This window comes from Streptomyces sp. M92, assembly GCF_028473745.1.
In the GTDB taxonomy this organism is placed as follows: domain Bacteria; phylum Actinomycetota; class Actinomycetes; order Streptomycetales; family Streptomycetaceae; genus Streptomyces.
Genome location: NZ_CP101137.1, coordinates 1,109,624 through 1,128,584 on the forward strand (window position 1 = coordinate 1,109,624; position 18,961 = coordinate 1,128,584).

An 18,961-nucleotide genomic window follows, 5' to 3' on the forward strand; every position below is an offset into this window, starting at 1 on the left:
GGACGGAGTCCGGCACGCCGCCGGAGGCGGCCGATGGACACAGCCCGGACGGCTGGGAGGCGAACCACGCGGTGCCGGCACACCTCGCGGAGCACCGGGTGCCCTGGCGGGCCTGCCCCCCGGAGGCGTCGTTTCCCTTAGGACTAAGATTTCAACACCGAACACATGCCGCGAGGGGAAGACATGGCTCAGGGCAGGGCGGCGAAGCGGCCGGACGCCGTTGCGGGGATCGTCGAGGACTGGGCGCGGGAGCGGCCCGAACTGGACACGTCGCCGTTGGAGGTGCTGGCCCGGCTGCACCGGTCGTACCTGCAGTACCAGTCGCGGATGACCTCGCGGCTCGACGAGCACGGCGTGTCCGTCGCCGGGTTCGACGTGCTCACCGCGCTGCGCCGGGCCGGCGCCCCGTACCGGCTGACCGCCGGGCAGCTCGCGGACTCCGGGCTGATCTCCTCGGCCGGGGTGACCCTGCGGCTGGACCGGCTGGAGAAGGACGGTCTGCTGGTGCGCGAGCGCGACGCCGGTGACCGGCGCGTGGTGTACTCGCGGCTCACCGAGGCCGGGCTGGCGAAGGTGGACGAGGTGTTCGCCGAGCACCTGGAGAACGAGCGCCGGATGCTCGACGGGCTCTCACCCGCCGAGCGCCGTCAGCTGGGTCGGCTGCTGGGGAAGCTGGAGCGGTCCATCGTGGATTCCGACGATCTCCCGGCTCAGCGCGCCGAGACCGGCTGAGCCTTCGACTGCCGGCCGGCCTGGGCCTGGTAGAGGCGGCGCAGGCGGACCACGCCCAGGTCGTGCTGGTAGAGGTTCTCCCGCTGGTCGGCGTCGGCGGGCATGGCTTCGAGGATGACCCGGTCCTGCTCCAGGACCTCCCAGTGGCGGGCCTCGATGAGGGTCTTGTAGAGGAACCGCCAGGTGTCGCGCTGCCAGTCGCTCACCTTGCGGTAGCGCCAGAAGAAGACGCCGGTGCGGCCCGCGTCGACGGGGCAGGCCATGCCGACGATGCCGAAGGGGCCCCCGGGGCCGGCCGACGGCGGGTAGGGGATGGACAGGTCCACCCAGTCGACGCCGGTGTGGCACAGCTCGACCCAGTCGAAGTTGACGCCCCGCTGGTCGGTCTTCTCGAAGAAGTAGCCCCGCTCGGTCTCCCGGATGCGGAACTTCGCGGACGTGTCACCGGCGAACATCGTGTGCGACTCGGAGTGCAGGAACGCGCCGTGCATCGGGTCGAGCAGATTCTCCATGGCGAACCGCCACGGCACGTTCCACTCGGCGTAGCAGAGGAAGGCGGAGATCTCGTCGTCGGCGAGCGGCTCGGGGAGGGTCAGTTCCACCGGCTCCGGGTGCTCCTCGTCGCCGAAGTAGGCGAGGATCGCGCCGCCGACCTCGCGGACGGGCAGCGAGGTGACGAGGGTCTTGCCCTCCAGGTTGCAGCCGGGCAGGCCGGGGACGGAGGTGACCGTGCCGCCGCCGTCGATCTCGACGCCGTGGTACCAGCAGGCGACCCGGTCGCCGAGGTGCTTGCCGAGGGAGAGGGGCGCGCCGCGGTGGGGGCAGCGGTCGGCGAGCATGGAGAGGCCTCCGTCGGACTTGCGGAAGAGCAGCCAGTTCTCGCCGAGGGCGGTCACCCTGCGCATGCCGCCGGGCTCGACGAAGCTCGACGGTACGACGGGGTGCCACTGGTTGCGCAGGCCGTGGGCGTAGATGTGGTCGGCGGTGTCGCGGGTGGAGAGAGTGGTGGAGTGGGTCGTCATGTCAGGCTCCCAGGCGGTGCATCTCGGCGCGGAAGGACTCCTCGGTCCAGGGCTCGCCCGTGGGGGTGCGCAGTTGGCGGGAGTTGAGGCCGTCGATCACGTCGGGCAGTTCGTGACCGTCCTTGGTGAAGATGTCCTCGAGGGTGCGCGCGAGCTTGATTTCGTACGGGGTGGGCTCGTGGTCGCGGGTCTGGTGGGGGGCCAGGTACGGCCAGGGGGTCTCGGGCACGGTGTTTCTCCGTAGGTGGTCAGAGGTTCAGGACGAGGCGGTCCGAGGCGCAGCGCGAGACGCAGATCATCATCGTCTCGCCGGTGGCGCGTTCGGCGTCGCTGAGCAGGAAGTCGCGGTGGTCGGGGGTGCCGGCCAGGACGTGGGTCTCGCAGGAGCCGCAGATGCCGTCCCGGCAGGAGGAGGCGACGGCGAGGCCCGCGTTCTCGGCGGCCTCCAGGATGGAGGTGCCGGGGCCGACGTTCAGGGTGACGCCCGACGTACGGCATTCGACCTCGAAGGCGCTGTCGTCGCCGTCGTGGCGTGTGGTGGCCGGGGCGGCGAAGCGCTCGGTGCGCAGCCGCCCTTGAGGTGCCGCCTCCTCGACGGCCTTCAGCAGCGGCTCGGGACCGCAGCAGTACACGAGCGCATCGGGCGGAAGGTCCGCGAGGACGCCCGCCACGTCGATGTGGCCCTGCTCGTCCTGAGGTACGAGGGTCACCTCGCCGCCGCCGAGCGCGGCGAGTTCGCCGCCGAAGGCCATCGAGGCGCGGGTACGGCCGCCGTGGACCAGCCGGTACGGGATGCCGTCCCGTTCGGCGCGGCGGGCCATCGCCAGGATCGGCGTGATGCCGATGCCGCCGGCGACGAAGAGGTAGGAGGCGGCCGGTTCGAGGGCGAAGTGGTTGCGCGGCCCGACCACCCGCACAGTCTGGCCGGGCCGCACCTTGGTGTGCACGTGGCGCGAACCGCCCCGTGACGCCGGCTCGTTGAGGATGCCGAGCCGGTACACACCCGTCTCCTCCGGGTCGCCGCACAGGCTGTACTGGCGTACGTGGCCGCCCACGTGCAGGTCCAGGTGGGCGCCCGGTGTCCAGGCGGGCAGCGGTTTGCCGTCCGGGTGGACCAGTTCGACGGAGAGGACTCCGTCCGCCTCCCAGGTGGTGCGGTGGACGAGGAGGTCCAGTTCCTGCTCTTCGGTGGCGTTCATGTCGGCGGGCCTCCCTACCGGGCGGGGATCTTGACGGGCGGGGTGAACGGGTTCTTCATCGGGCCGAGCGCGGCCAGGTCGACCTCGACGAGGGTCGGCCCGTCGGAGGCGACGGCCGCGTCGATCACCTTCGCGGCGTCGCTCGCGTCGCCGATCCGCGCGTACGGGAGGGAGCAGGCGGCGGCGAGCTGGGCGAAGTCGGGCGTGAACAGGTCGACGCCGGAGCGGCGTTCGGTGTAGGTGGCCTGCATGTTGCGCAGCACGCCGTACCCGCCGTCGTTGAAGACGATGAGCGTCAGCCGGGGCCGTTCCTGGGCGAGGGTGAGCAGTTCGCCGAGGTGGACGGCGAGTCCGCCGTCCCCGGCGATGACGACGGTGGGCTCGTCGGGGCGGGCGAGGGCGGCGCCGATGCCCATGGCGAGGCCCTGGCCGATGCCGCCGCCGCGCGGGAAGACGTTGGCCCGCGGATCGTGGATGGGCAGGAGCCGGTTGCCCCAGGCCGACGAGGGGATGGTCACGTCCCGCGCGACGACCGCGCCGCGCGGCAGGGCGGCGGCGAGGGCATCGCAGATCGCGGCCTGCGGGCCGATGCCGTCGTGCAGGGCGGCCCGCACCTGCTCCCGCACCTGCCGGACCCGGTCCGTCCACTCGGTGTCGGCCGGTACGGCGGCCTCCGTGAGGCGCGGCAGGACGGCCGCGGCGTCACCGTGGAGACCGTGACGGGCAGGGTACACACGGCCGAGGGCGGCGGCGTCGACGTCGATCTGAATGTGCGCCTCGGGGAGCCGGAGGCCGTAGTCGGCGGTCTCGTTGGAGCGGAAGTGGGTGCCGACGGTGACCAGGACGTCGGCGTCCGCGAGGAGGGCGCGGGCGGCGGGCGTGGTGGCGAAGTTGCCGATGACCTGGTCGTGGTCCTCGGGTACGGAGCCCCGGCCGGAGTTGGAGGTGAGCAGACCGGCGCCGGTCGCCTCCAGCAGGGCGAGTAGCTGGTCGCGGGCGGTGTTGGCGCCGCCGCCGGCCCAGATCAGCGGGCGCCGGGCGGTGGCGAGCAGGTCGCGTGCGCCGGCCAGCGCGGGGGCGTCCGGCACCGGAACCTCGACGGCGGGTGCGCTCTCGCCGTCGTCCTCCTGGACCGCGTACTGCAGGTCGATCGGCCACTCCACGCTCGCGGGCCCGCCCGGCGCGGCGAGTGCGGCGGCGGAGGCCTCGCGCAGGATGCGGCCGGCGTCCCGCTCGGACGTGACGGTCGCGGCGTACGTGGAGACCGCGGCGAGCATGCCGAGCTGGTCCTTGGTCTCGTGGATGAAACCGCGCCCGCTGCCCAGGTACGCCGACTCGACCTGCCCGGTGATGTGCAGCACCGACGTCCCGGACGACAGGGCCTCGATCAGGGACCCGGCCGCGTTGCCCGCGCCGGTGCCGGTCGAGGTGAGGGCGCAGCCGATGGAGCCGCGGGCCCGGCCGTAGGCGTCGGCGGCGTTGACGGCGCTCGCCTCGTGCCGCACCGGCACGAACCGCAGTTCCGGGTCGGCCTCGACGGCCTCCACCAGCGGCAGGTTGTGCACCGACACGATGCCGAACACGGTGTCGACGCCGAGGGACTTGAGGTGGGCGGCGAGGAGTCCGCCACCGTGGTCGTAACGCATGCGTACTCCTCAGAGGATGCCGCGGCCGACTCCGCCGCAGACGTCGATGCTGGTTCCGGTGATGTAGGAGGCGCGCGGGGAGAGCAGCGAGACGATCGCGTAGGCGACCTCCTCGGCGCGGCCGAGCCGCCCCAGCGCGATGCCCCGGTCGGCGGCGATCTCCGCCTGCCACTCCTCGTACGTCAGCCCGCTGTCCGCCGCGGCGTGGCGGCGGGTCCACTGGCCGGTGTCGACCAGGCCGAGGCAGACGGAGTTGACGCGGATGCCCTCGGGGGCGAGTTCGCGGGCCAGGGAGGTGGAGAGGTTGAGGATGCCGGCGCGGGCGGCGCTCGTGGTGATCAGCCGGGTCTCGGGCTGCTTGGCGAGGACGGCGTTGACGTTGACGACGGCGGCGGCGTCGGAGGCGCGGAGGTGGGCGCGGGCGGCGGCGAGGGGGTTGAGGACGCCCGCGAACTTCAGCTCCAGCTCGTCGCGCCAGTCGTCCCCGGTCGTCTCGTCGAGGGTCTTCATGCGGGACTGTCCGGCGTTGTTGACGAGCCCGTCGAGCCGTCCGCCGAGGCACGCGGCGGCGCGCTCGGTGAAGTCCCGTACGGCGTCGGCGTCCCGGACGTCGCAGACGCCGGTGTACAGCCGGTCGGTGCCGGCGCCGAGACCCGCGACGGCCTTGGCGAGCCGGTCGGCGTCCCGCCCGCAGGTCGCGACGCGGGCGCCTTCCGCGAGCAGGGCGCGGACCGTGGCCAGGCCGACGCCGGAGCTGCCGCCGGTGACCAGGACGGTGCGGTCGGCGAGGCCGAGATCCATGAGTACTCCTAGACGCTGGGGAGGGTGGTTCAGTGCATGGTGAAGCCGCCGTTGACGGCGATCACCTGGCCGGTCAGGTAGCGGGACTCCTCGCCCAGGAGGTGGGAGACGAGCCCCACCAGGTCGTCGGGCCGCTGGGGCCGGGCGATGGCGCGGTTCGCCGCGTAGAGGGCGTGCCGCTCGGCCGGTACGGTCTCGGTCGCCTCGACCTCGGTGAGACCCGGCGCCACCGCGTTGACGGTGATGCCGCGCTCCCCCAGTTCGCGGGCCATCGCCCGGGTCAGGGCGATGACGGCGCCCTTGGAGGCGATGTAGTGCGCGAGGCGCGGGGAGCCGTAGAGGGCCGCGTCGGAGGCGATGTTGACGATCCGGCCCGGGCCGGGCATCAGGGGCAGCAGGTGCTTGGCGACGAGCCAGGGGCCACGCGCGTTGACGGTCATCAGCCGGTCCCAGGTCTCGACGTCGATGTCCTGGAACTCCCGGCCGCCCACGCCGTTGGCGAGGGCCGCGTTGTTGACCAGCCCGTACACCGGGCCGCCGGGTGCGACCCGGGCGGCCAGCGCCTCGACGGAGGCCGGGTCGGCGACGTCCAGCGGTACGAACTCCGCCGCGCCGCCGGACTCCCGGATCTCCGCTGCCGTACGGGAGCCCCACTCCTCGTTCAGCTCGGCGACGACGACCCGGTACCCGTCGGCCGCCGCCCGGCGGGCCATGGCCTCCCCCAGGCCACGGCCCGCGCCGGTCACGACGACCGTGCGGCGCCCGGTGGCCGGGTCAGTCACGGGTGACGCCGTACAGCGGGGAGTACTCGGGGTAGGTCGGCACCTGCGGCTTCTGCGTGCCGATGATCACGCAGAACAGCGCGTCGGTGTCGCCCTCGTTCTTCAGCGAGCGGGTCACGCCGGCCGGCACCACGATCATGTCGCGGTAGCCGAGGGTGCGGTACTCGGCCTCGTCGGGGCCGCGGTGGATGCCGACGCGGACCTCGCCCTCCAGGACGAAGAAGGCCTCCTCCACGTCGTGGTGGGTGTGGGCGGGTCCCTCGGCGCCGGGCGGCAGCAGCATGTTGGAGAAGGTGAAGCCGCCGGAGGGGAGGATGCGGCCGTCGTTCTCGTGGTTGCCGGTGGCGCCGGAACCGACGTAGCGGATCTGCGCCCGCTTGTACTGCGGACCCGCCTTCTCCTGGAAGGAGAGGGTGCCCCAGTCCGGCTCGCGGGAGGCCTTGGAGGCGATCAGGGAGTCGGTGTACTTGGCGAGGTCCCCGTTGTTGTCGTACTCGTCGGTGGTCAGCGGCATGGTGGTCAGCCCTTCGTGATCGTGCGGGTGTTGGTGACGATGTGCAGGTGGGAGAGCAGCCAGGCGTTGAAGTGCTCGGGCTGTTGCTGGTTGGCCAGGTGACCGGCGTCCTTGACGATCACGTAAGCGGTCTTGTGGAGTCCGCCGGCCAGGACCTGTGAGGCTTCGGGGCCGGTGATCCGGTCCTTCTCACCGCACAGGACGAGGGTGGGCGCGGTGACCCGGTCGAGTTCGCCGCGCAGGTCGGTGCGGGCCATCGACTCGGCCGCCGACCGGTAGCCGGGCGGCCGGACCGAGTCGGCCATGGTGTCGACGACCCGCCGCACCAACTCGGGCGGCGCGTCCTCGGACAGCAGCCGGGGGCCGCGCTGCTCCGCGAAGGCGCGCGGGCCGAGGCTCTCCAGTTCCGGGACGCGGGCGCGCATCGCGGCGGCCTTCTCGGGGCTGGTGCCGGAGCCGGGGGTGGAGTCGGCGACGGTGAGGGAGGCGACGAGGTCCGGGTGCCGGATGGCGAGCCGGAGCGCGATCACGCCGCCCCAGGAGACGCCGACGACGTGGGCGTCGGTGCCGCGGGCGCGGATGACCTCGGCGGCGGTGTCGGCGTAGTCGTCGAGGGTGAGGTCGTGGTCCGGGTCGGCGGACTTGGCGTAGCCCGGTGCGTCCCAGGCGACAACCCGGTGGCCGGCCGCGAGTGCCTCGGTCTGCGGGGCGAAGGCGGCGGACGAGGAGCCGATGCCGTGCAGGCACAGGACCAGCGGTCCGTCGTCGCCGTTCTCCTCCAGGTGCAGCCCGGCGGGGTCGTAGGCGGTCACAGGATCTGCCCCCGGCGCCCGGTCAGGGCCGCGAGCGAGCGCAGCACGGCGTACGGGACGACCCTGCTGGTGGCCGGGTTGGCGGCGTCGGGGACGTGGCGGACCTCGAAGCGGTACGAGCCCTGCGGGCCGCTCGCCTCGATCACGTGGGAGGTGTGCGCGGCCGCCGGGTCGGCGACGACGCGGACCCGTACGGCGTCGAGGTCGCCGACCGCGAGCGCCACCGACGCGGCGACGTTCGTGGACTTGGGGAAGCTGACGGGCACGTCGCGTGCGGTGCCGGACATGACCTCGACGGGCGTGGTCGTGGTCCGCAGCCGGGCGAGCATCTCCTCGCCCATCCACGGCTGTTCGAGGGTGGACGGCAGCTTGGTGGTGGTGAGGGTGACCTCGCCGAGCGGGCCCATGGCGCGTACGGCCTGGAGCAGGTCGAGGCCGCCGACCGCGCCGCCGGTGAAGTACACCCGGCCGGGCCCGGCCGCGAGGAGCCGCTTGGACAGGTCCTCGTCGGTCAGTGCTCCGGTGGACGCCACGAGCAGGTCGGTGCCGGAGGCGAGGATCGTATCGCCCCATTCCCGTACGACGCCCTGGCCCGCGGCCTCGACGATCAGGTCGCAGGAGGTGAGGGCCTGTTCCACGGTGAGCTGCGGGGCGGGGACGGCGTCGCCGAGCGGGCGGTTGTCGACGATGCCCGTCAGTTCGGCACCGGGCACCTCGCCCGCGGCGAGCGCGGCGCCGACGGTGCGGCCGATGGCGCCCCAGCCGATGAGGGCGACCTTGCGGGTGTGGGTTTTGACGGCGCTGCTCATGCCGCTGCTCCTTCCGGGCCGGTGACGGCGTCCACGGGCGGGGCGACGGGGCTGCCGTCGGGCGTACCCGTCATGTGGGCGCGGATCCGCTGCGACGGCGGGCCGGCGGTCCCCCACAGGTCGGACAGCTCGGGCGTGCGCCGCCACACCTTGCAGATCCAGGTGTCCTCGACGATCTGGGCGACCTCGGTGGTGTACTCGCAGACCAGGCCGGTCGGGTCGGTGAAGTAGGAGAAGGTGTTGTTGCCGGGGCCGTGCCGGCCGGGACCCCACTCGGGGTTGATCCCGTGGTGCCGGAGCCGGCCGAGGCCGCGCATGAAGTGGTCGATCGAGGTCATCTCGTAGGCGACGTGGTTGAGGGAGACCCAGGGCGCCTGGTTGAAGGCGACGCAGTGGTGGTCGCTGCCGCAGCGCATGAAGGCCATCTGGTGCTCGGACCAGTCGGAGACGCGCATGCCGAGGACGTCGCGGTAGAAGGCGACGGAGGCGTCGATGTCGGGGGTGTTGAGGACGGCGTGGGTGACGCCGACCGGCAGGGCCGCGTCCCGGCTGCGTGCGGTGACCGCCCAGGTGTCGGCGGACAGTTCGATGAGCCGTCCGTCGAGGTCGTGGAAGCGCAGGCCGTAGCCGCCGCCTACCTGATCGAGGGGGCCGGGTTCGGTGACGAGCGCGATGCCGCGGGCCCGGAGGCGGCGGGCGGCCTCGTCGATCTCGGCGGGGGTGGCGAGGGCGAAGACGAGGCGGCCGAGACCGATCCGGTCGGAGCGGGTCAGGTGCAGGGCGTGGTGCTCCTCGCCGGTGCCGCGCAGCCAGCTCGCGCTGTGCTCGGCCTCGACGACCTGGAGGCCCCAGACCTCCTCGTAGAAGTCGACGGCGTCGGCGAAGTTCGGGGTGAGCAGCTCGACCGAGCGCAGGGCGCGCAGCCGGCCGATCGGGGGGCGGGTCGCGGCGGAACCGGTCGGGGGGTGGGTCATGGCGGGATCTCCCGGGGTGGTGGGTCAGTTGGCCCAGGGCAGGGGCGTGGCGTCGGTGCCCCAGTAGAGGGACTTCTGCCGCTGGTAGGCGCGGATCAGGTCGCGGCCCTTCTCGGTGCCGAGCCCGGAGTCCTTCATCCCGCCGAAGGGGGTGGAGATGGAGAACTGCTTGTACGTGTTGATCCACACGGTCCCGGCCTGGATCCGCCGCCCGAGCCGCCAGGCGGCCCGCGCGTCGCGGGTCCAGATGCCGCAGGCGAGGCCGTAGACGGAGTCGTTGGCCTGGGCGACGAGTTCGTCCTCGTCGTCGTAGGGAAGGGCGACGAGGACCGGGCCGAAGATCTCCTCCTGGCAGACGCGGGCCGAGTTGGGCAGGGAGTCGACGACGGTCGGCAGGTAGTAGGCGCCGTTCGCGTACCGCTCGCCCTCTGGCGCGGCCCCGCCGCACAGCACCCGGCCGCCCTCCGCGCGGGCGAGGTCGACGGCCGCGGCGACGGTGTCGCGGTGGGCGTGGTGGACGAGCGGGGCGACCTGGGTGTCGGGGGACGTACCCGGTCCGACGCGCAGCTTCCGGACCCGCTCGACGAGTTCGCCGACGAAGGAGTCGTAGCGCGAGGCGTGGACGAAGAGCCGCGAACCGGCGATGCAGGACTGGCCGCTGGAGGAGAAGATCCCGTACATCACGCCGGCCAGGGCCTGTTCGGTGTCGGCGTCCTCGCGCACGATCGTCGGTGACTTGCCGCCGAGTTCGAGTGAGGCGGGGACGAGCTTGTCGGCGGCGGCGCGGGCGATGGCGCGCCCGGTGGCGGTGCCGCCGGTGAAGCCGATCCGGCCGACGAGCGGATGCCGGACGATGGCGTCGCCCACGATCCGGCCCTTGCCCGGCAGTACGGCGAGCAGCGCGGTGGGCAACCGCTCCTCCGTGAGCACCCGGTGGACGAGGCGCCCGAAGGCGAGGGAGACCAGCGGGGTCCACTCGGCGGGCTTGAGCAGGACCGCGTTGCCGCCGGCCAGCGCGGGGGCGACCTTCTGGGCGTCGGAGGCGATCGGCGAGTTCCAGGGGTTGATCGCCCCGACGACGCCGATCGGTTCGTACGTGCTCATCGTGACGTAGGGGCCACGCGAGGGGGTGAGCGCGTCCTCGGCGGTCTCCAGGGCGGCGGCCGTGTACCGGAAGGTGGCGGCGGCGCTGAGCGCGAGGGCGCGGGTCTCGCCGAGGGTCTTGCCGGTGTCGGCGGTCTGGAGGGCGGACAAGGCGTCGGCGTGGTCCTCGATCCGGTCGCCGATCCGGTGCAGGACGCGGGCCCGCCGGTGCGGCGGCAGGTCCCGCCACTCGGGTGCGGCGGCCGCCGCGGCGGCGGCGCGCGCGGCCTCCTCCACGTCGTCCGGGGAGGCGGCGTGGACGGTGGTGATGACGCTGCCGTCGGCGGGGTCCACCGTGCGGATCGGCAGCCCGCCGCCGCGCCGCCAGTGCCCCGCGATGAGGATCTCGTCGGCTGGAACGCGCGGCATGGAGGCCTCCGGAAAGGGACGGTGCGGGAACTCGCGGACACGGCGGGGGCGTTGCCCCAACCGCCGTGTCTAGGCGCTAGAAATCTAAGGGCTTAAGTAATTGGCCCGCAAGGGACCGAGCGCGACGAATTTTTCGCGACGTCAGGACTAAGGCTTGCCTAACCTCCACCGACTACCGATAGAACTTAAGCCCTGAGACATTCAGCGCCTACATAAGTGGGCCGTCGGCACCGCCCGCACGACCCGCCCCGTCTCGTCCTCGCCGCACCTCTCCAGCCCTCATCGCCGCCGGCACGCGGTTGCTCCGCCGTGCCGTGCGTCCCGAACCGGAGACCACACCCATGACGATCGACGCAGCCCGCGCCACCCCGGGCCCACAGGGCGACTCGGCCGCGCTCGCGGCCGCCATCGGCGCCCGCTTCGAACGCCTGCCGCTGTGCCGCTGGCAGGTGATGGTCCGGCTCGTCGTCGGCGCCGTCACCTTCTTCGAGGCCTTCGACCAGCTCCTGATCGCGTACGCCCTCCCCGAACTGCGCGACGAGTGGCACCTCGGCACGACGCAGGTCACCGCCCTGATGACGGTCGGCTCGATCGGCATGCTGATCGGCGCGCTGGCCTCGGGCAGGCTCGCCGACCGGATCGGCCGGGTGAAGGTCATCGCCGGCTGCATCGCGCTGTCCGGCGTCTGCAACCTGGCCCTGACCCTGTGCACCTCCCCCGAGCCGTTCATGGCGATCCGGTTCGTCCAGGGGATGGCCATCGGCGGCGAGGTACCGATCGCGGCGACCTTCATCGCCGAGATCACCCGCGCCCACCAGCGCGGCCGCTTCGTCCTCCTGTACGAACTGGTCTTCCCGGCCGGTCTGACCGCGGGCGCCCTCCTCGCCGCGTGGCTGGTGCCGGTGCTCGGCTGGCGCTGGGTCTTCGGCCTGGCGGCGATCCCCGGCCTGCTCTGCTTCGCCCTCGCCCGCTGGGTACCGGAGTCACCCCGCTGGCTCGCCGACCACGGCAGGCACGACGAGGCCCTGGCGACGATGGCGTCGATCGAGGAGAAGGTCGAGCGGATCACCGGCACCCCGCTGCCCGACCCCGCCCCGGTGCGCCCCGCCCCGCCCGCGCCTGCCAAGAGCGGCCTGCGCGAACTCCTGACCGGCAGGTACGGCAAACGCACCCTTGTCATCGGCCTGCTGTGGTTCACCGGCTACTTCGCGAACTACGGCATCACGTCCTGGCTGCCGACCATCTACGAGGACCACTTCGACCTCGACCTGTCCACGGCGCTCCTCTACTCGACGGTGACGAGCTGCGCGGGACTGGCCGGCTGCCTGATCGTCGCCCTCACCGTCGACCGGGTCGGCCGCCGCAACACGGTGATCTGGTGCATGGCGGCGGCCGCGCTCTGCCTGCTCCTCCTCGGCCTGGCGGGCGGCGACTCGGCGACCGGCGTCCTGGCCTGGACCTCCCTGGCCGCGGTCTTCCTCTTCGGCTCCAACATCTGCCTCTACCTCTACACGCCGGAGCTCTTCCCCACCCGGATCAGGGCCCTGGGCTCCAGCGTGGGCGGCGCGATGAACCGCCTGGGCGTCATCCTCGGCCCGATCGTCGTGGGCGCCATCTACGCGGGAGGCGCCATCGGCACGGTGTTCGTGACCCTGGCGGCCGTCGCCCTCGCGGGCTCGCTGTCGGCGGCGGTCGGCGCGGAGGAGACGAGCGGTCGGACGCTGGAGGAAGTCGCGCCGTAGGGCAGCCGCGGGGCCGGGAGGGCGGGGGCCTTCCGGCACGGCGAGGACGGAGTGAGGGAATCTGTCCTCCGGGGGCTCATATGAGCGACGGGATGACAGACGCGGCCGCGGTGTTCACGGCGGCGGGTGGTGGGCGTGGGCGATGCGGGTCGCGAGCCGGTGCACGAGCCGTCGGGCCGCCTCCGGTTCCACGACCTCGATGTGGTCGCTGAACTGAAGCAGCTGCCGCACGCCGTCCAGGTGGCCTGCGGCGGCGGCGAGGGCAACGCCTGCGTAGAGATCGCCCACCGCCACTCCCACATAGCCGTCCGCGACTCCAGAGCCCCCACCCGAGCCACCCTCGCCTTCCCCACCCCCGCCTTCACCGCCTTCCTCACCTCCCTCAAGACCCCCGCCGGGGAATAACCGGAGACCGCCTCCTGTTACGTCGCGCAGCGAACGACACCGAACGTGACACCCGGGAGGCACCCGACCATGGCCCCAGACGCCGCAGAAGCCGCAGAGGAGATCCGGGGCACCGCCCACGGCACCGCCCCCGTCCCCCTCTCCGTGCTGGACCTGGTGACCGTCGGCGCCGGCCGCACCGCGACCGACGCCCTGCGGACCAGCGTGGACATCGCCCGCCTCGCGGAGAACCGCGGTTTCCACCGCTACTGGGTCGCCGAGCACCACTCGATGCCCGGCGTCGCCTCCTCCTCACCCGCCGTGATCCTCGCGCACCTGGCCGCCCACACCGACCGCATCCGGCTCGGCTCGGGCGGCGTCATGCTGCCGAACCACGCCCCCCTCGTCATCGCGGAGCAGTTCGGCACGCTGGAGGCCATGGCTCCCGGCCGCGTCGACCTCGGCCTCGGCCGCGCCCCCGGCACCGACGGCGCCACCGCCGCCGCCCTGCGCCGCACCGACCGCCTCAACGAAGGCGCCGACGACTTCCCGCAGCAGCTCGCCGAGCTGATCCGCTTCCTGGACGACGACTTCCCCGACGGGCACCCCTACCGCCGTATCCACGCCGTACCCGGCCCGGTGCAGGCCACCTCCCCCGGCGGCGTGCAGTCGGCGCACCGGCCGCCGGTGTGGCTGCTCGGTTCCTCCGGCTTCAGCGCACGGCTGGCCGGCACCCTGGGCCTTCCCTTCGCCTTCGCGCACCACTTCTCCGCGCAGAACACGGTCCCCGCGCTGGACCTGTACCGGGAGTCCTTCCGCCCCTCCGCCGTCCTGGACGCGCCCTACGCCCTGATCGGCGTCTCCGCGCTCGCCACCGACGACGAGAAGGAGGCCCGCCGGCAGGTGCTGGCCGCCGCGCTGAACATGGTCCGGCTGCGCACCGGACGCCCGGGGCTCGTACCGACGCCGGAGGAGGCGGAGGCGTACGAGTTCAGCCCGATGGAGGAGGAGTTCGTCCAGTCCTGGAACTCCAACGTCATCCACGGCACCGCCGACGAGGTGCGGTCCGGCCTCGACGACCTCCAGAAGCGCACCGGCGCCGACGAGCTGATGCTCACCGCCAACGCCCACGGCGGCGACGTGCGCCTGCGCTCCTACGAGCTGATCGCCGACGCCTACGGCTTGCCGGCGCCCGCCTGAACCCCGGCCTCGCCGGGCCCGGCGGAGCCCAGCAGGGCGGAGATGCGGTCCGGCGCCACCGGCCGGGAGTACAGCCAGCCCTGCCCGGTGTCGCAGCCGATGCGGCGCAGCCGGGTCGCCTGGTCGGAGGTCTCCACGCACTCGGCGGTGACGGTGAGGCCGAGGCGGTGGGCGAGCTGGACCATCGCCTCGACGATGACCTCGTCGGCGGGGCTGGCCGCCGAGGCGTCCGCGTCCGGCGCGGCCGCCCCACCCCGGGCCCCGGCGGCCCCGGCGGCCGCGGCACCGTCGTACTGGAAGCCCCGTACGAACGCCCCGTCCAGCTTCAGCACCGAGACCGGCAGCCGGCTGAGGTAGGCCAGGTTCGAGTAGCCGGTGCCGAAGTCGTCGATGGCGATGTGGACGCCCATGTCGCTGAGCGCCTTGAGGGCCTGGAGCGGGCGGCCCGCGGAGCCCATGACCGCCGACTCGGTCAGCTCCAGCTGGAGCAGGTGCGGGGCCAGGCCCGTCTCCTCCAGGGTCGCCGCCACGTCCGCCACCAGGTCGGAGTCCCAGACCTGGCGGACGGCCACGTTGACGCTGACGAAGATCGGCGGTTCGTCCGGGTGGGCGAGCTGCCAGCGGCGGGCCTGGCGGCAGGCCGTGCGCAGGATCCAGCGGCCCAGGGGAACGATCGATCCGTCCTCCTCCGCCAGTGCGATGAACCGATTCGGCGCCAGTACGCCGAACTGAGGATGATTCCAGCGGATAAGCGCCTCGACGCCGCGCACCCGGCCGTCCTCCATGCCCACCAGCGGCTGGTACTCCAGCGCGAACTCGCCCCGGTCGATGGCGGGGCGGAGGGTGGCGGCCAGTGCCTGGCGGGTCATGCGGCTGGCGTTGCGTTCGGGGTCGAACAGGGTCCAGCGGGCCCTGCCGTCGGCCTTGGCCCAGTACAGGGTCGTGTCGGCGGCCTGCATCAGGGCGGTGGGCGTGGTGCCGGCGGTGTGGCGTTCGACGACGCCGACGGAGGCGGTGACCGAGAGGCGGCGGTCGGCGACCTCGAAGGGTGCCTGGAGGGCCGCCAGCACGGATTCGGCCAGGTCGGCGAGTTGTTCGGTGCCGGTGGAGTCCTCGACGAGGAGGGCGAACTCGTCGCCGCCGAGGCGGGCGACCAGCGGGGCGCCGGAGCGGGCGTGCGCGGCCTCCTCGGCGCAGCGCGTGAGGCGTTCGGCGACGGCGGCGAGCAGGCGGTCGCCGACGCGGTGGCCGAGGGTGTCGTTGACGGCCTTGAAGCCGTCCAGGTCCAGGTAGCACAGGCCGATCCGGCCGGTGCCGCCGCCGTGTTCGTACGACTCCGCCTCCAGCGCCGCCGTCAGGCGTTCGAAGAACAGGGCGCGGTTGGGCAGCCGGGTCACCGGGTCGTGCATCTGGAGGTGGCGCAGCCGGGCCTGGAGCTCGCGCCGGGCGCTGATGTCGGCGACCGACAGCAGCAGCCCCGGTACGCCGTCCTCGCCGTCGGTCCCGGTCAGCGGCTCGACCGTCACCTGCACCCACAGGGAGCGCCCGTCGGCCCCCTTCAGCCGCCGGGTGCAGCGCAGCCGGGCCCGGCGGCCGGACAGCACCTCGCGGTACGCCTGCCAGGTGCCGGAGTCGGCGGCGAGGTCGACGAGGTCGGCCGCCGCACGGCCGGTCAGCGCGTCCGGGCCGGTGCCGAGGAGGGTGCCCAGCGTGTCGTTGGCACCGACCACGAGGCCGTCGGTGTCGACGACGGCCATGGCGAGGGGCGCGGCCGTGAACGCCGACCGGTAGGCCGGGGGCCCCGCGCACGGCGCACGAGGAGCCAGGCCCACGTCACCCTCTGTGACGGTCGGTCGGTCGAAGTCTGCCGCGGGCGCCGGCCCTTCGGAGGTTCCGTTCACCGCTCGCTCCCGCAGTGCCTCGATCTCTGTTCGTGCTCTGTTCGTGCAGGAAAGTGTGCCGATCATAGAGGCTGGCACGGAGCCCTTCCAGCCGCCGCCCCGCGTTCCCGACCGGCCGAACCCCCCGCCAGATCGTTTCCGCTCGCGCCTGGACGAGTTCTTCACGCCCCCGACCAGTTGTGACGTTGCGTAAGTGACTCACGGTTGCAGGTCCGGTGACAGCCGTCGAAACTCCGGACGACTCACCCATCCGGTGCAGGCGAACAGGACGTAGTACGACAATCACGCACAAGCTGGGTGCGGTGTCCCGTCAACCGCACCCGGAGGTCCATGTGCCGCGCCAGCTCCCCCTGAGGCGACTTCCGCGGGAGGCTCTCAAGGGGCTCGGTGCGGGCCGCGGCACGGCGGGAGCCCGCCGCTCCAGGCTGCGCGGTACGGCGGCGGTGTGCACCACGATGTCCGCGCTCGCCGCGACCTCCCTGATCGGCGCGCCGTCGGCCGCCGAGCCCTTCTCCCCGGAGCCCTGCGCCCTCCAGCGCACCGAGGCGCACCACTCCGAGGGTCTGAGCACCTGGAACGCCGCCTACCCGAAGCCCGTGCGGGCCCTGGACGCGGTGATGGTCTTCCTGTCCTTCCCCGACTCCCGGCCGCTGGCCGCGCCGGCCGAGCTCGCCGCCGACCACTTCCCCGCCACCACCCGCTTCTTCCAGCGCGCCTCCTACGGCAGGTTCACGCTGCGCCCGCACCCGCTGCCCGGCTGGATCCCCATGCCGCGCCCGTCGACGGCGTACGACATACGGCGCGACTGGAGCCCCCGGCACCGGGCCGCCTACCTGCGCGACGCCCTGGGCGCCGCCGACCGGCACGTCGACTTCTCCCGCTACGACATCGTGTACTTCGTCGCCGACCCGGACGCGCCCGGCGTGGACTCCGACGCGACGAAGGTCGTCAACTTCGACACTCCCCTGCGGGCCGACGGCACCGACATCCGGCGGGTCGTCACCGTCTTCGAGAACCATCCGCCGGACCGGCTGGTCCTGGCCCACGAGACGGGGCACGTCTTCGACCTGCCCGACCTGTACCACCGGCCGGAGGACGACGAGGGCGACTGGGACACCCACGTCGGCGACTGGGACCTCATGGGCAGCCAGTTCGGACTGGCCCCGGACCTCTTCGGCTGGCACAAGTGGAAGCTGGGCTGGCTGGAGCCCCGGCAGGTGGCGTGCGTGCGCGGCGATGAGCCGGTCCGGCTGACGCTGGAGCCGCTGGGGGCGGGGCCGGGGGTGGTGGTGACCGGCGCCGCGGGAGCGCCCGCCTTCGGCCTCGGCCGCGGTACGAAGCTGGCGGTGGTGCGGACGGGGGCGGACACCGTGCTCGCCCTCGAGGCCCGGGGACCGGTCGGCAACGACGCCGCCGCCTGCCGGGCGGGCGTCCTCGTCTACCGGGTGCACGGCGGGGTCCGGTCCGGGGACGGGCCGATCGAGGTGGTCGACGCCCACCCGGACACCGAGGCGTGCTGGGAGGATTCCGTCTACCCGCCCCTCGCCGACGCCCCGGTCGCCCTCGGTGAGAGCTTCACGGTGCCGGGCGACGGCGTACGGGTCCAGGTGCAGGGGCGGACGGTGTCGGGGGCGTGGACGGTGCAGGTCACGCCGGGGTGACCGGACGGCCCCCGACCATGCGATAAGGCCCTCCACCTGAGTGGAGGGCCTTCTCGTCGTCTGTGCGCCGCCAGGGACTCGAACCCCGGACCCGCTGATTAAGAGTCAGCTGCTCTAACCAACTGAGCTAGCGGCGCCTGCTGACGTCGTAGACATTAGCATCCTGGTCGGCGGAGGGAAAAATCGAAATACGTACGGCGGCGCGCGCGGCCCGCACCGCCGCCCACAGCAGCACCTCCGGGCCCGGCAGCCAGGGCATACGCGTGTCCGGCGCCACCAGCCAGCGGGAGCCGGTGCGGGCGGGTCCGCCGGCCGGGGCCGGGACCGTCACCGCGTCTCCGGCGCCGTGGCACAGCAGCGGCGGCACCGTGCCCGTACGGCCGCCCTCCCGGCCCCGCGCGCTCCACTCCTCCCACTCCAGCAGTGTCGGCAGCCGCTGGGCGGTGCCGGGCGCGGCGAACAGGAGCATCCGTCCCCGGAACTCCGCCACGGGGCCCGAGCCCGGACCCTCCTCCCACAGCCGGTCCAGCATCCGGCGCCCGAAGACCGTGGGAGCGCTCACCACGTCGAAGGCGGAGCCGCAGGGCAGGACGACCGGGGCCGCGGGCCGCTCCTCCCAGAGCGCGAGCGTGCTGCGCGGGTACGCGCCCGCCGAGGCCAGCCAGGCGGCGCCGTCGGCGGTGACGTCCGAGGCGTGGGGCGCGGCGCTGAGGGTGACGTTGCGCGTGCTGCTGCTCATGACGCATACATCTACCCGGCGTGAGGGTCCGGCTCCGGTGGGTTGCGGGAAACCGGGACAGGAGGGTGGGGCGAGGAGTATCTTGCCCACCCGCTCGGCATATGCGGCCGTGCTAGTCGGAACCGGCCGTATTACTCGGAGTGAGCGCCGCCGCGCATCAGGTCCCGCCCGAACTCCACCATCTTCTTGGCGTAGTCCTCGGTCCACTCGGCCCGCTCGGCGATGTCCGCGGCCGTCAGCCGGTCGAAGCGGCGCGGGTCGGCCAGCTGGGCCGCCGCGACCGCCTGGAACTCCATCGCCCGGTCGGCCGCCGCGCGGAACGCCTGGGTCAGTTCGGTGGCCCGGTCGAGGAGCGCCCGGGGGTCGTCGATCGACTCGAGGTCGAAGAAGTGCTCCGGGTCGGCGGACGCCTCCGCCGGCTCGAAGAGCAGGGGCGCGGGGCGTAGCCGCGGTTCGTTCCGACGCGGCGTGGGCTCCGCCATGTCTTCTCCTCCTCGTACGGTGCGACGGCCCTCCCCGCGTGGACGCGGG

19 protein-coding genes and 1 tRNA gene are annotated in these 18,961 nt (G+C 73.2%); 5 read left to right on the forward strand and 15 right to left on the reverse strand.

Going from position 1 to position 18,961, the window contains the following annotated elements:
* Positions 1-183: 183 nt before the first annotated feature.
* A complete protein-coding gene (locus M6G08_RS04955) occupies positions 184-732 on the forward strand; it encodes a MarR family winged helix-turn-helix transcriptional regulator (RefSeq protein WP_272585965.1) in 549 nt (182 codons plus the stop codon).
* Here M6G08_RS04955 and M6G08_RS04960 read toward each other — a convergent pair.
* The 11 genes from M6G08_RS04960 to M6G08_RS05010 are packed head-to-tail and all read right to left on the reverse strand — an operon-like array spanning position 711 to position 10,803.
* Positions 711-1,754, reverse strand: a complete 1,044-nt coding sequence (locus M6G08_RS04960; protein WP_272585966.1) for a Rieske 2Fe-2S domain-containing protein — start codon at positions 1,752-1,754, stop codon at positions 711-713. The genes M6G08_RS04955 and M6G08_RS04960 overlap by 22 nt on opposite strands.
* A gap of 1 nt (position 1,755) precedes the next feature.
* Positions 1,756-1,983, reverse strand: a complete 228-nt coding sequence (locus M6G08_RS04965; protein WP_073723356.1) for a recombinase-like helix-turn-helix domain-containing protein — start codon at positions 1,981-1,983, stop codon at positions 1,756-1,758.
* A 19-nt stretch (positions 1,984-2,002) separates the two neighbouring features.
* A complete protein-coding gene (locus tag M6G08_RS04970) occupies positions 2,003-2,953 on the reverse strand; it encodes a PDR/VanB family oxidoreductase (RefSeq protein ID WP_272585967.1) in 951 nt (316 codons plus the stop codon).
* A 14-nt stretch (positions 2,954-2,967) separates the two neighbouring features.
* Positions 2,968-4,599, reverse strand: coding sequence for a thiamine pyrophosphate-binding protein (locus M6G08_RS04975; RefSeq protein ID WP_272585968.1), 1,632 nt, complete (start codon positions 4,597-4,599; stop codon positions 2,968-2,970).
* A 9-nt stretch (positions 4,600-4,608) separates the two neighbouring features.
* On the reverse strand, positions 4,609-5,400 hold the full coding sequence (locus M6G08_RS04980) for an SDR family oxidoreductase (RefSeq protein ID WP_272585969.1): 792 nt from the start codon (positions 5,398-5,400) through the stop codon (positions 4,609-4,611).
* A gap of 29 nt (positions 5,401-5,429) precedes the next feature.
* On the reverse strand, positions 5,430-6,182 hold the full coding sequence (locus M6G08_RS04985) for an SDR family oxidoreductase (RefSeq protein WP_272585970.1): 753 nt from the start codon (positions 6,180-6,182) through the stop codon (positions 5,430-5,432).
* Positions 6,175-6,696 (reverse strand): cupin domain-containing protein, encoded by a 522-nt coding sequence (locus tag M6G08_RS04990; RefSeq protein ID WP_073723365.1) that lies wholly within the window; start codon positions 6,694-6,696, stop codon positions 6,175-6,177. Before M6G08_RS04990 ends, M6G08_RS04985 begins: the two co-directional genes overlap by 8 nt.
* Positions 6,697-6,701: 5 nt before the next feature.
* A complete protein-coding gene (locus M6G08_RS04995; protein WP_272585971.1) occupies positions 6,702-7,508 on the reverse strand; it encodes an alpha/beta fold hydrolase in 807 nt (268 codons plus the stop codon).
* Positions 7,505-8,317, reverse strand: coding sequence for an aspartate dehydrogenase domain-containing protein (locus M6G08_RS05000; protein WP_272585972.1), 813 nt, complete (start codon positions 8,315-8,317; stop codon positions 7,505-7,507). The genes M6G08_RS04995 and M6G08_RS05000 overlap by 4 nt, the downstream gene beginning before the upstream one ends.
* Positions 8,314-9,291: a VOC family protein gene (locus M6G08_RS05005; RefSeq protein ID WP_272585973.1), complete on the reverse strand. Its 978-nt coding sequence runs from the start codon at positions 9,289-9,291 to the stop codon at positions 8,314-8,316. Before M6G08_RS05005 ends, M6G08_RS05000 begins: the two co-directional genes overlap by 4 nt.
* A gap of 24 nt (positions 9,292-9,315) precedes the next feature.
* Complete coding sequence (locus tag M6G08_RS05010; protein ID WP_272585974.1) at positions 9,316-10,803, reverse strand: aldehyde dehydrogenase; 1,488 nt, start codon at positions 10,801-10,803, stop codon at positions 9,316-9,318.
* Positions 10,804-11,144: 341 nt separating this feature from the next.
* On the opposite strand from M6G08_RS05010, the gene M6G08_RS05015 reads away from it, so the two are divergent.
* The 3 genes from M6G08_RS05015 to M6G08_RS05025 all read left to right on the forward strand — a co-directional run bounded on the left by M6G08_RS05015 (position 11,145) and on the right by M6G08_RS05025 (position 14,129).
* Positions 11,145-12,545 carry an MFS transporter gene (locus tag M6G08_RS05015; RefSeq protein WP_272585975.1) on the forward strand — a complete coding sequence of 467 codons (1,401 nt, stop codon included), beginning with the start codon at positions 11,145-11,147 and terminating at the stop codon, positions 12,543-12,545.
* A gap of 222 nt (positions 12,546-12,767) precedes the next feature.
* Positions 12,768-12,950: a DUF397 domain-containing protein gene (locus M6G08_RS05020; protein ID WP_272591263.1), complete on the forward strand. Its 183-nt coding sequence runs from the start codon at positions 12,768-12,770 to the stop codon at positions 12,948-12,950.
* A gap of 69 nt (positions 12,951-13,019) precedes the next feature.
* Positions 13,020-14,129: an LLM class flavin-dependent oxidoreductase gene (locus M6G08_RS05025; protein ID WP_272585976.1), complete on the forward strand. Its 1,110-nt coding sequence runs from the start codon at positions 13,020-13,022 to the stop codon at positions 14,127-14,129.
* Here M6G08_RS05025 and M6G08_RS05030 read toward each other — a convergent pair.
* Positions 14,105-16,030, reverse strand: a complete 1,926-nt coding sequence (locus M6G08_RS05030; RefSeq protein WP_272585977.1) for a putative bifunctional diguanylate cyclase/phosphodiesterase — start codon at positions 16,028-16,030, stop codon at positions 14,105-14,107. The two genes, M6G08_RS05025 and M6G08_RS05030, sit on opposite strands and share 25 nt — an antisense overlap.
* A gap of 302 nt (positions 16,031-16,332) precedes the next feature.
* On the opposite strand from M6G08_RS05030, the gene M6G08_RS05035 reads away from it, so the two are divergent.
* On the forward strand, positions 16,333-17,691 hold the full coding sequence (locus M6G08_RS05035; protein ID WP_272585978.1) for a M6 family metalloprotease domain-containing protein: 1,359 nt from the start codon (positions 16,333-16,335) through the stop codon (positions 17,689-17,691).
* 63 nt (positions 17,692-17,754) lie between these two features.
* Here the strand turns inward: M6G08_RS05035 and M6G08_RS05040 are convergent.
* The 3 genes from M6G08_RS05040 to M6G08_RS05050 all read right to left on the reverse strand — a co-directional run bounded on the left by M6G08_RS05040 (position 17,755) and on the right by M6G08_RS05050 (position 18,912).
* Positions 17,755-17,828: transfer RNA gene (locus tag M6G08_RS05040), tRNA-Lys, on the reverse strand.
* Positions 17,819-18,430 carry a bifunctional DNA primase/polymerase gene (locus M6G08_RS05045; protein ID WP_272585979.1) on the reverse strand — a complete coding sequence of 204 codons (612 nt, stop codon included), beginning with the start codon at positions 18,428-18,430 and terminating at the stop codon, positions 17,819-17,821. Before M6G08_RS05045 ends, M6G08_RS05040 begins: the two co-directional genes overlap by 10 nt.
* Positions 18,431-18,561: 131 nt before the next feature.
* On the reverse strand, positions 18,562-18,912 hold the full coding sequence (locus tag M6G08_RS05050) for a DUF8844 domain-containing protein (RefSeq protein ID WP_272585980.1): 351 nt from the start codon (positions 18,910-18,912) through the stop codon (positions 18,562-18,564).
* Between the last annotated feature and the right edge of the window lie 49 nt (positions 18,913-18,961).

Coding starts and splice junctions, on each gene's coding strand:
- M6G08_RS05010 (WP_272585974.1), bottom strand. CDS start 10,803: ATGCCGCGCGTTCCAGCCGACGAGATCCTCATCGCGGGGCACTGGCGG.
- M6G08_RS05000 (WP_272585972.1), bottom strand. CDS start 8,317: ATGAGCAGCGCCGTCAAAACCCACACCCGCAAGGTCGCCCTCATCGGC.
- M6G08_RS05015 (WP_272585975.1), top strand. CDS start 11,145: ATGACGATCGACGCAGCCCGCGCCACCCCGGGCCCACAGGGCGACTCG.
- M6G08_RS04960 (WP_272585966.1), bottom strand. CDS start 1,754: ATGACGACCCACTCCACCACTCTCTCCACCCGCGACACCGCCGACCAC.
- M6G08_RS04970 (WP_272585967.1), bottom strand. CDS start 2,953: ATGAACGCCACCGAAGAGCAGGAACTGGACCTCCTCGTCCACCGCACC.
- M6G08_RS05025 (WP_272585976.1), top strand. CDS start 13,020: ATGGCCCCAGACGCCGCAGAAGCCGCAGAGGAGATCCGGGGCACCGCC.
- M6G08_RS05045 (WP_272585979.1), bottom strand. CDS start 18,430: ATGAGCAGCAGCACGCGCAACGTCACCCTCAGCGCCGCGCCCCACGCC.
- M6G08_RS04955 (WP_272585965.1), top strand. CDS start 184: ATGGCTCAGGGCAGGGCGGCGAAGCGGCCGGACGCCGTTGCGGGGATC.
- M6G08_RS04980 (WP_272585969.1), bottom strand. CDS start 5,400: ATGGATCTCGGCCTCGCCGACCGCACCGTCCTGGTCACCGGCGGCAGC.
- M6G08_RS05005 (WP_272585973.1), bottom strand. CDS start 9,291: ATGACCCACCCCCCGACCGGTTCCGCCGCGACCCGCCCCCCGATCGGC.
- M6G08_RS05050 (WP_272585980.1), bottom strand. CDS start 18,912: ATGGCGGAGCCCACGCCGCGTCGGAACGAACCGCGGCTACGCCCCGCG.
- M6G08_RS04975 (WP_272585968.1), bottom strand. CDS start 4,599: ATGCGTTACGACCACGGTGGCGGACTCCTCGCCGCCCACCTCAAGTCC.
- M6G08_RS04990 (WP_073723365.1), bottom strand. CDS start 6,696: ATGCCGCTGACCACCGACGAGTACGACAACAACGGGGACCTCGCCAAG.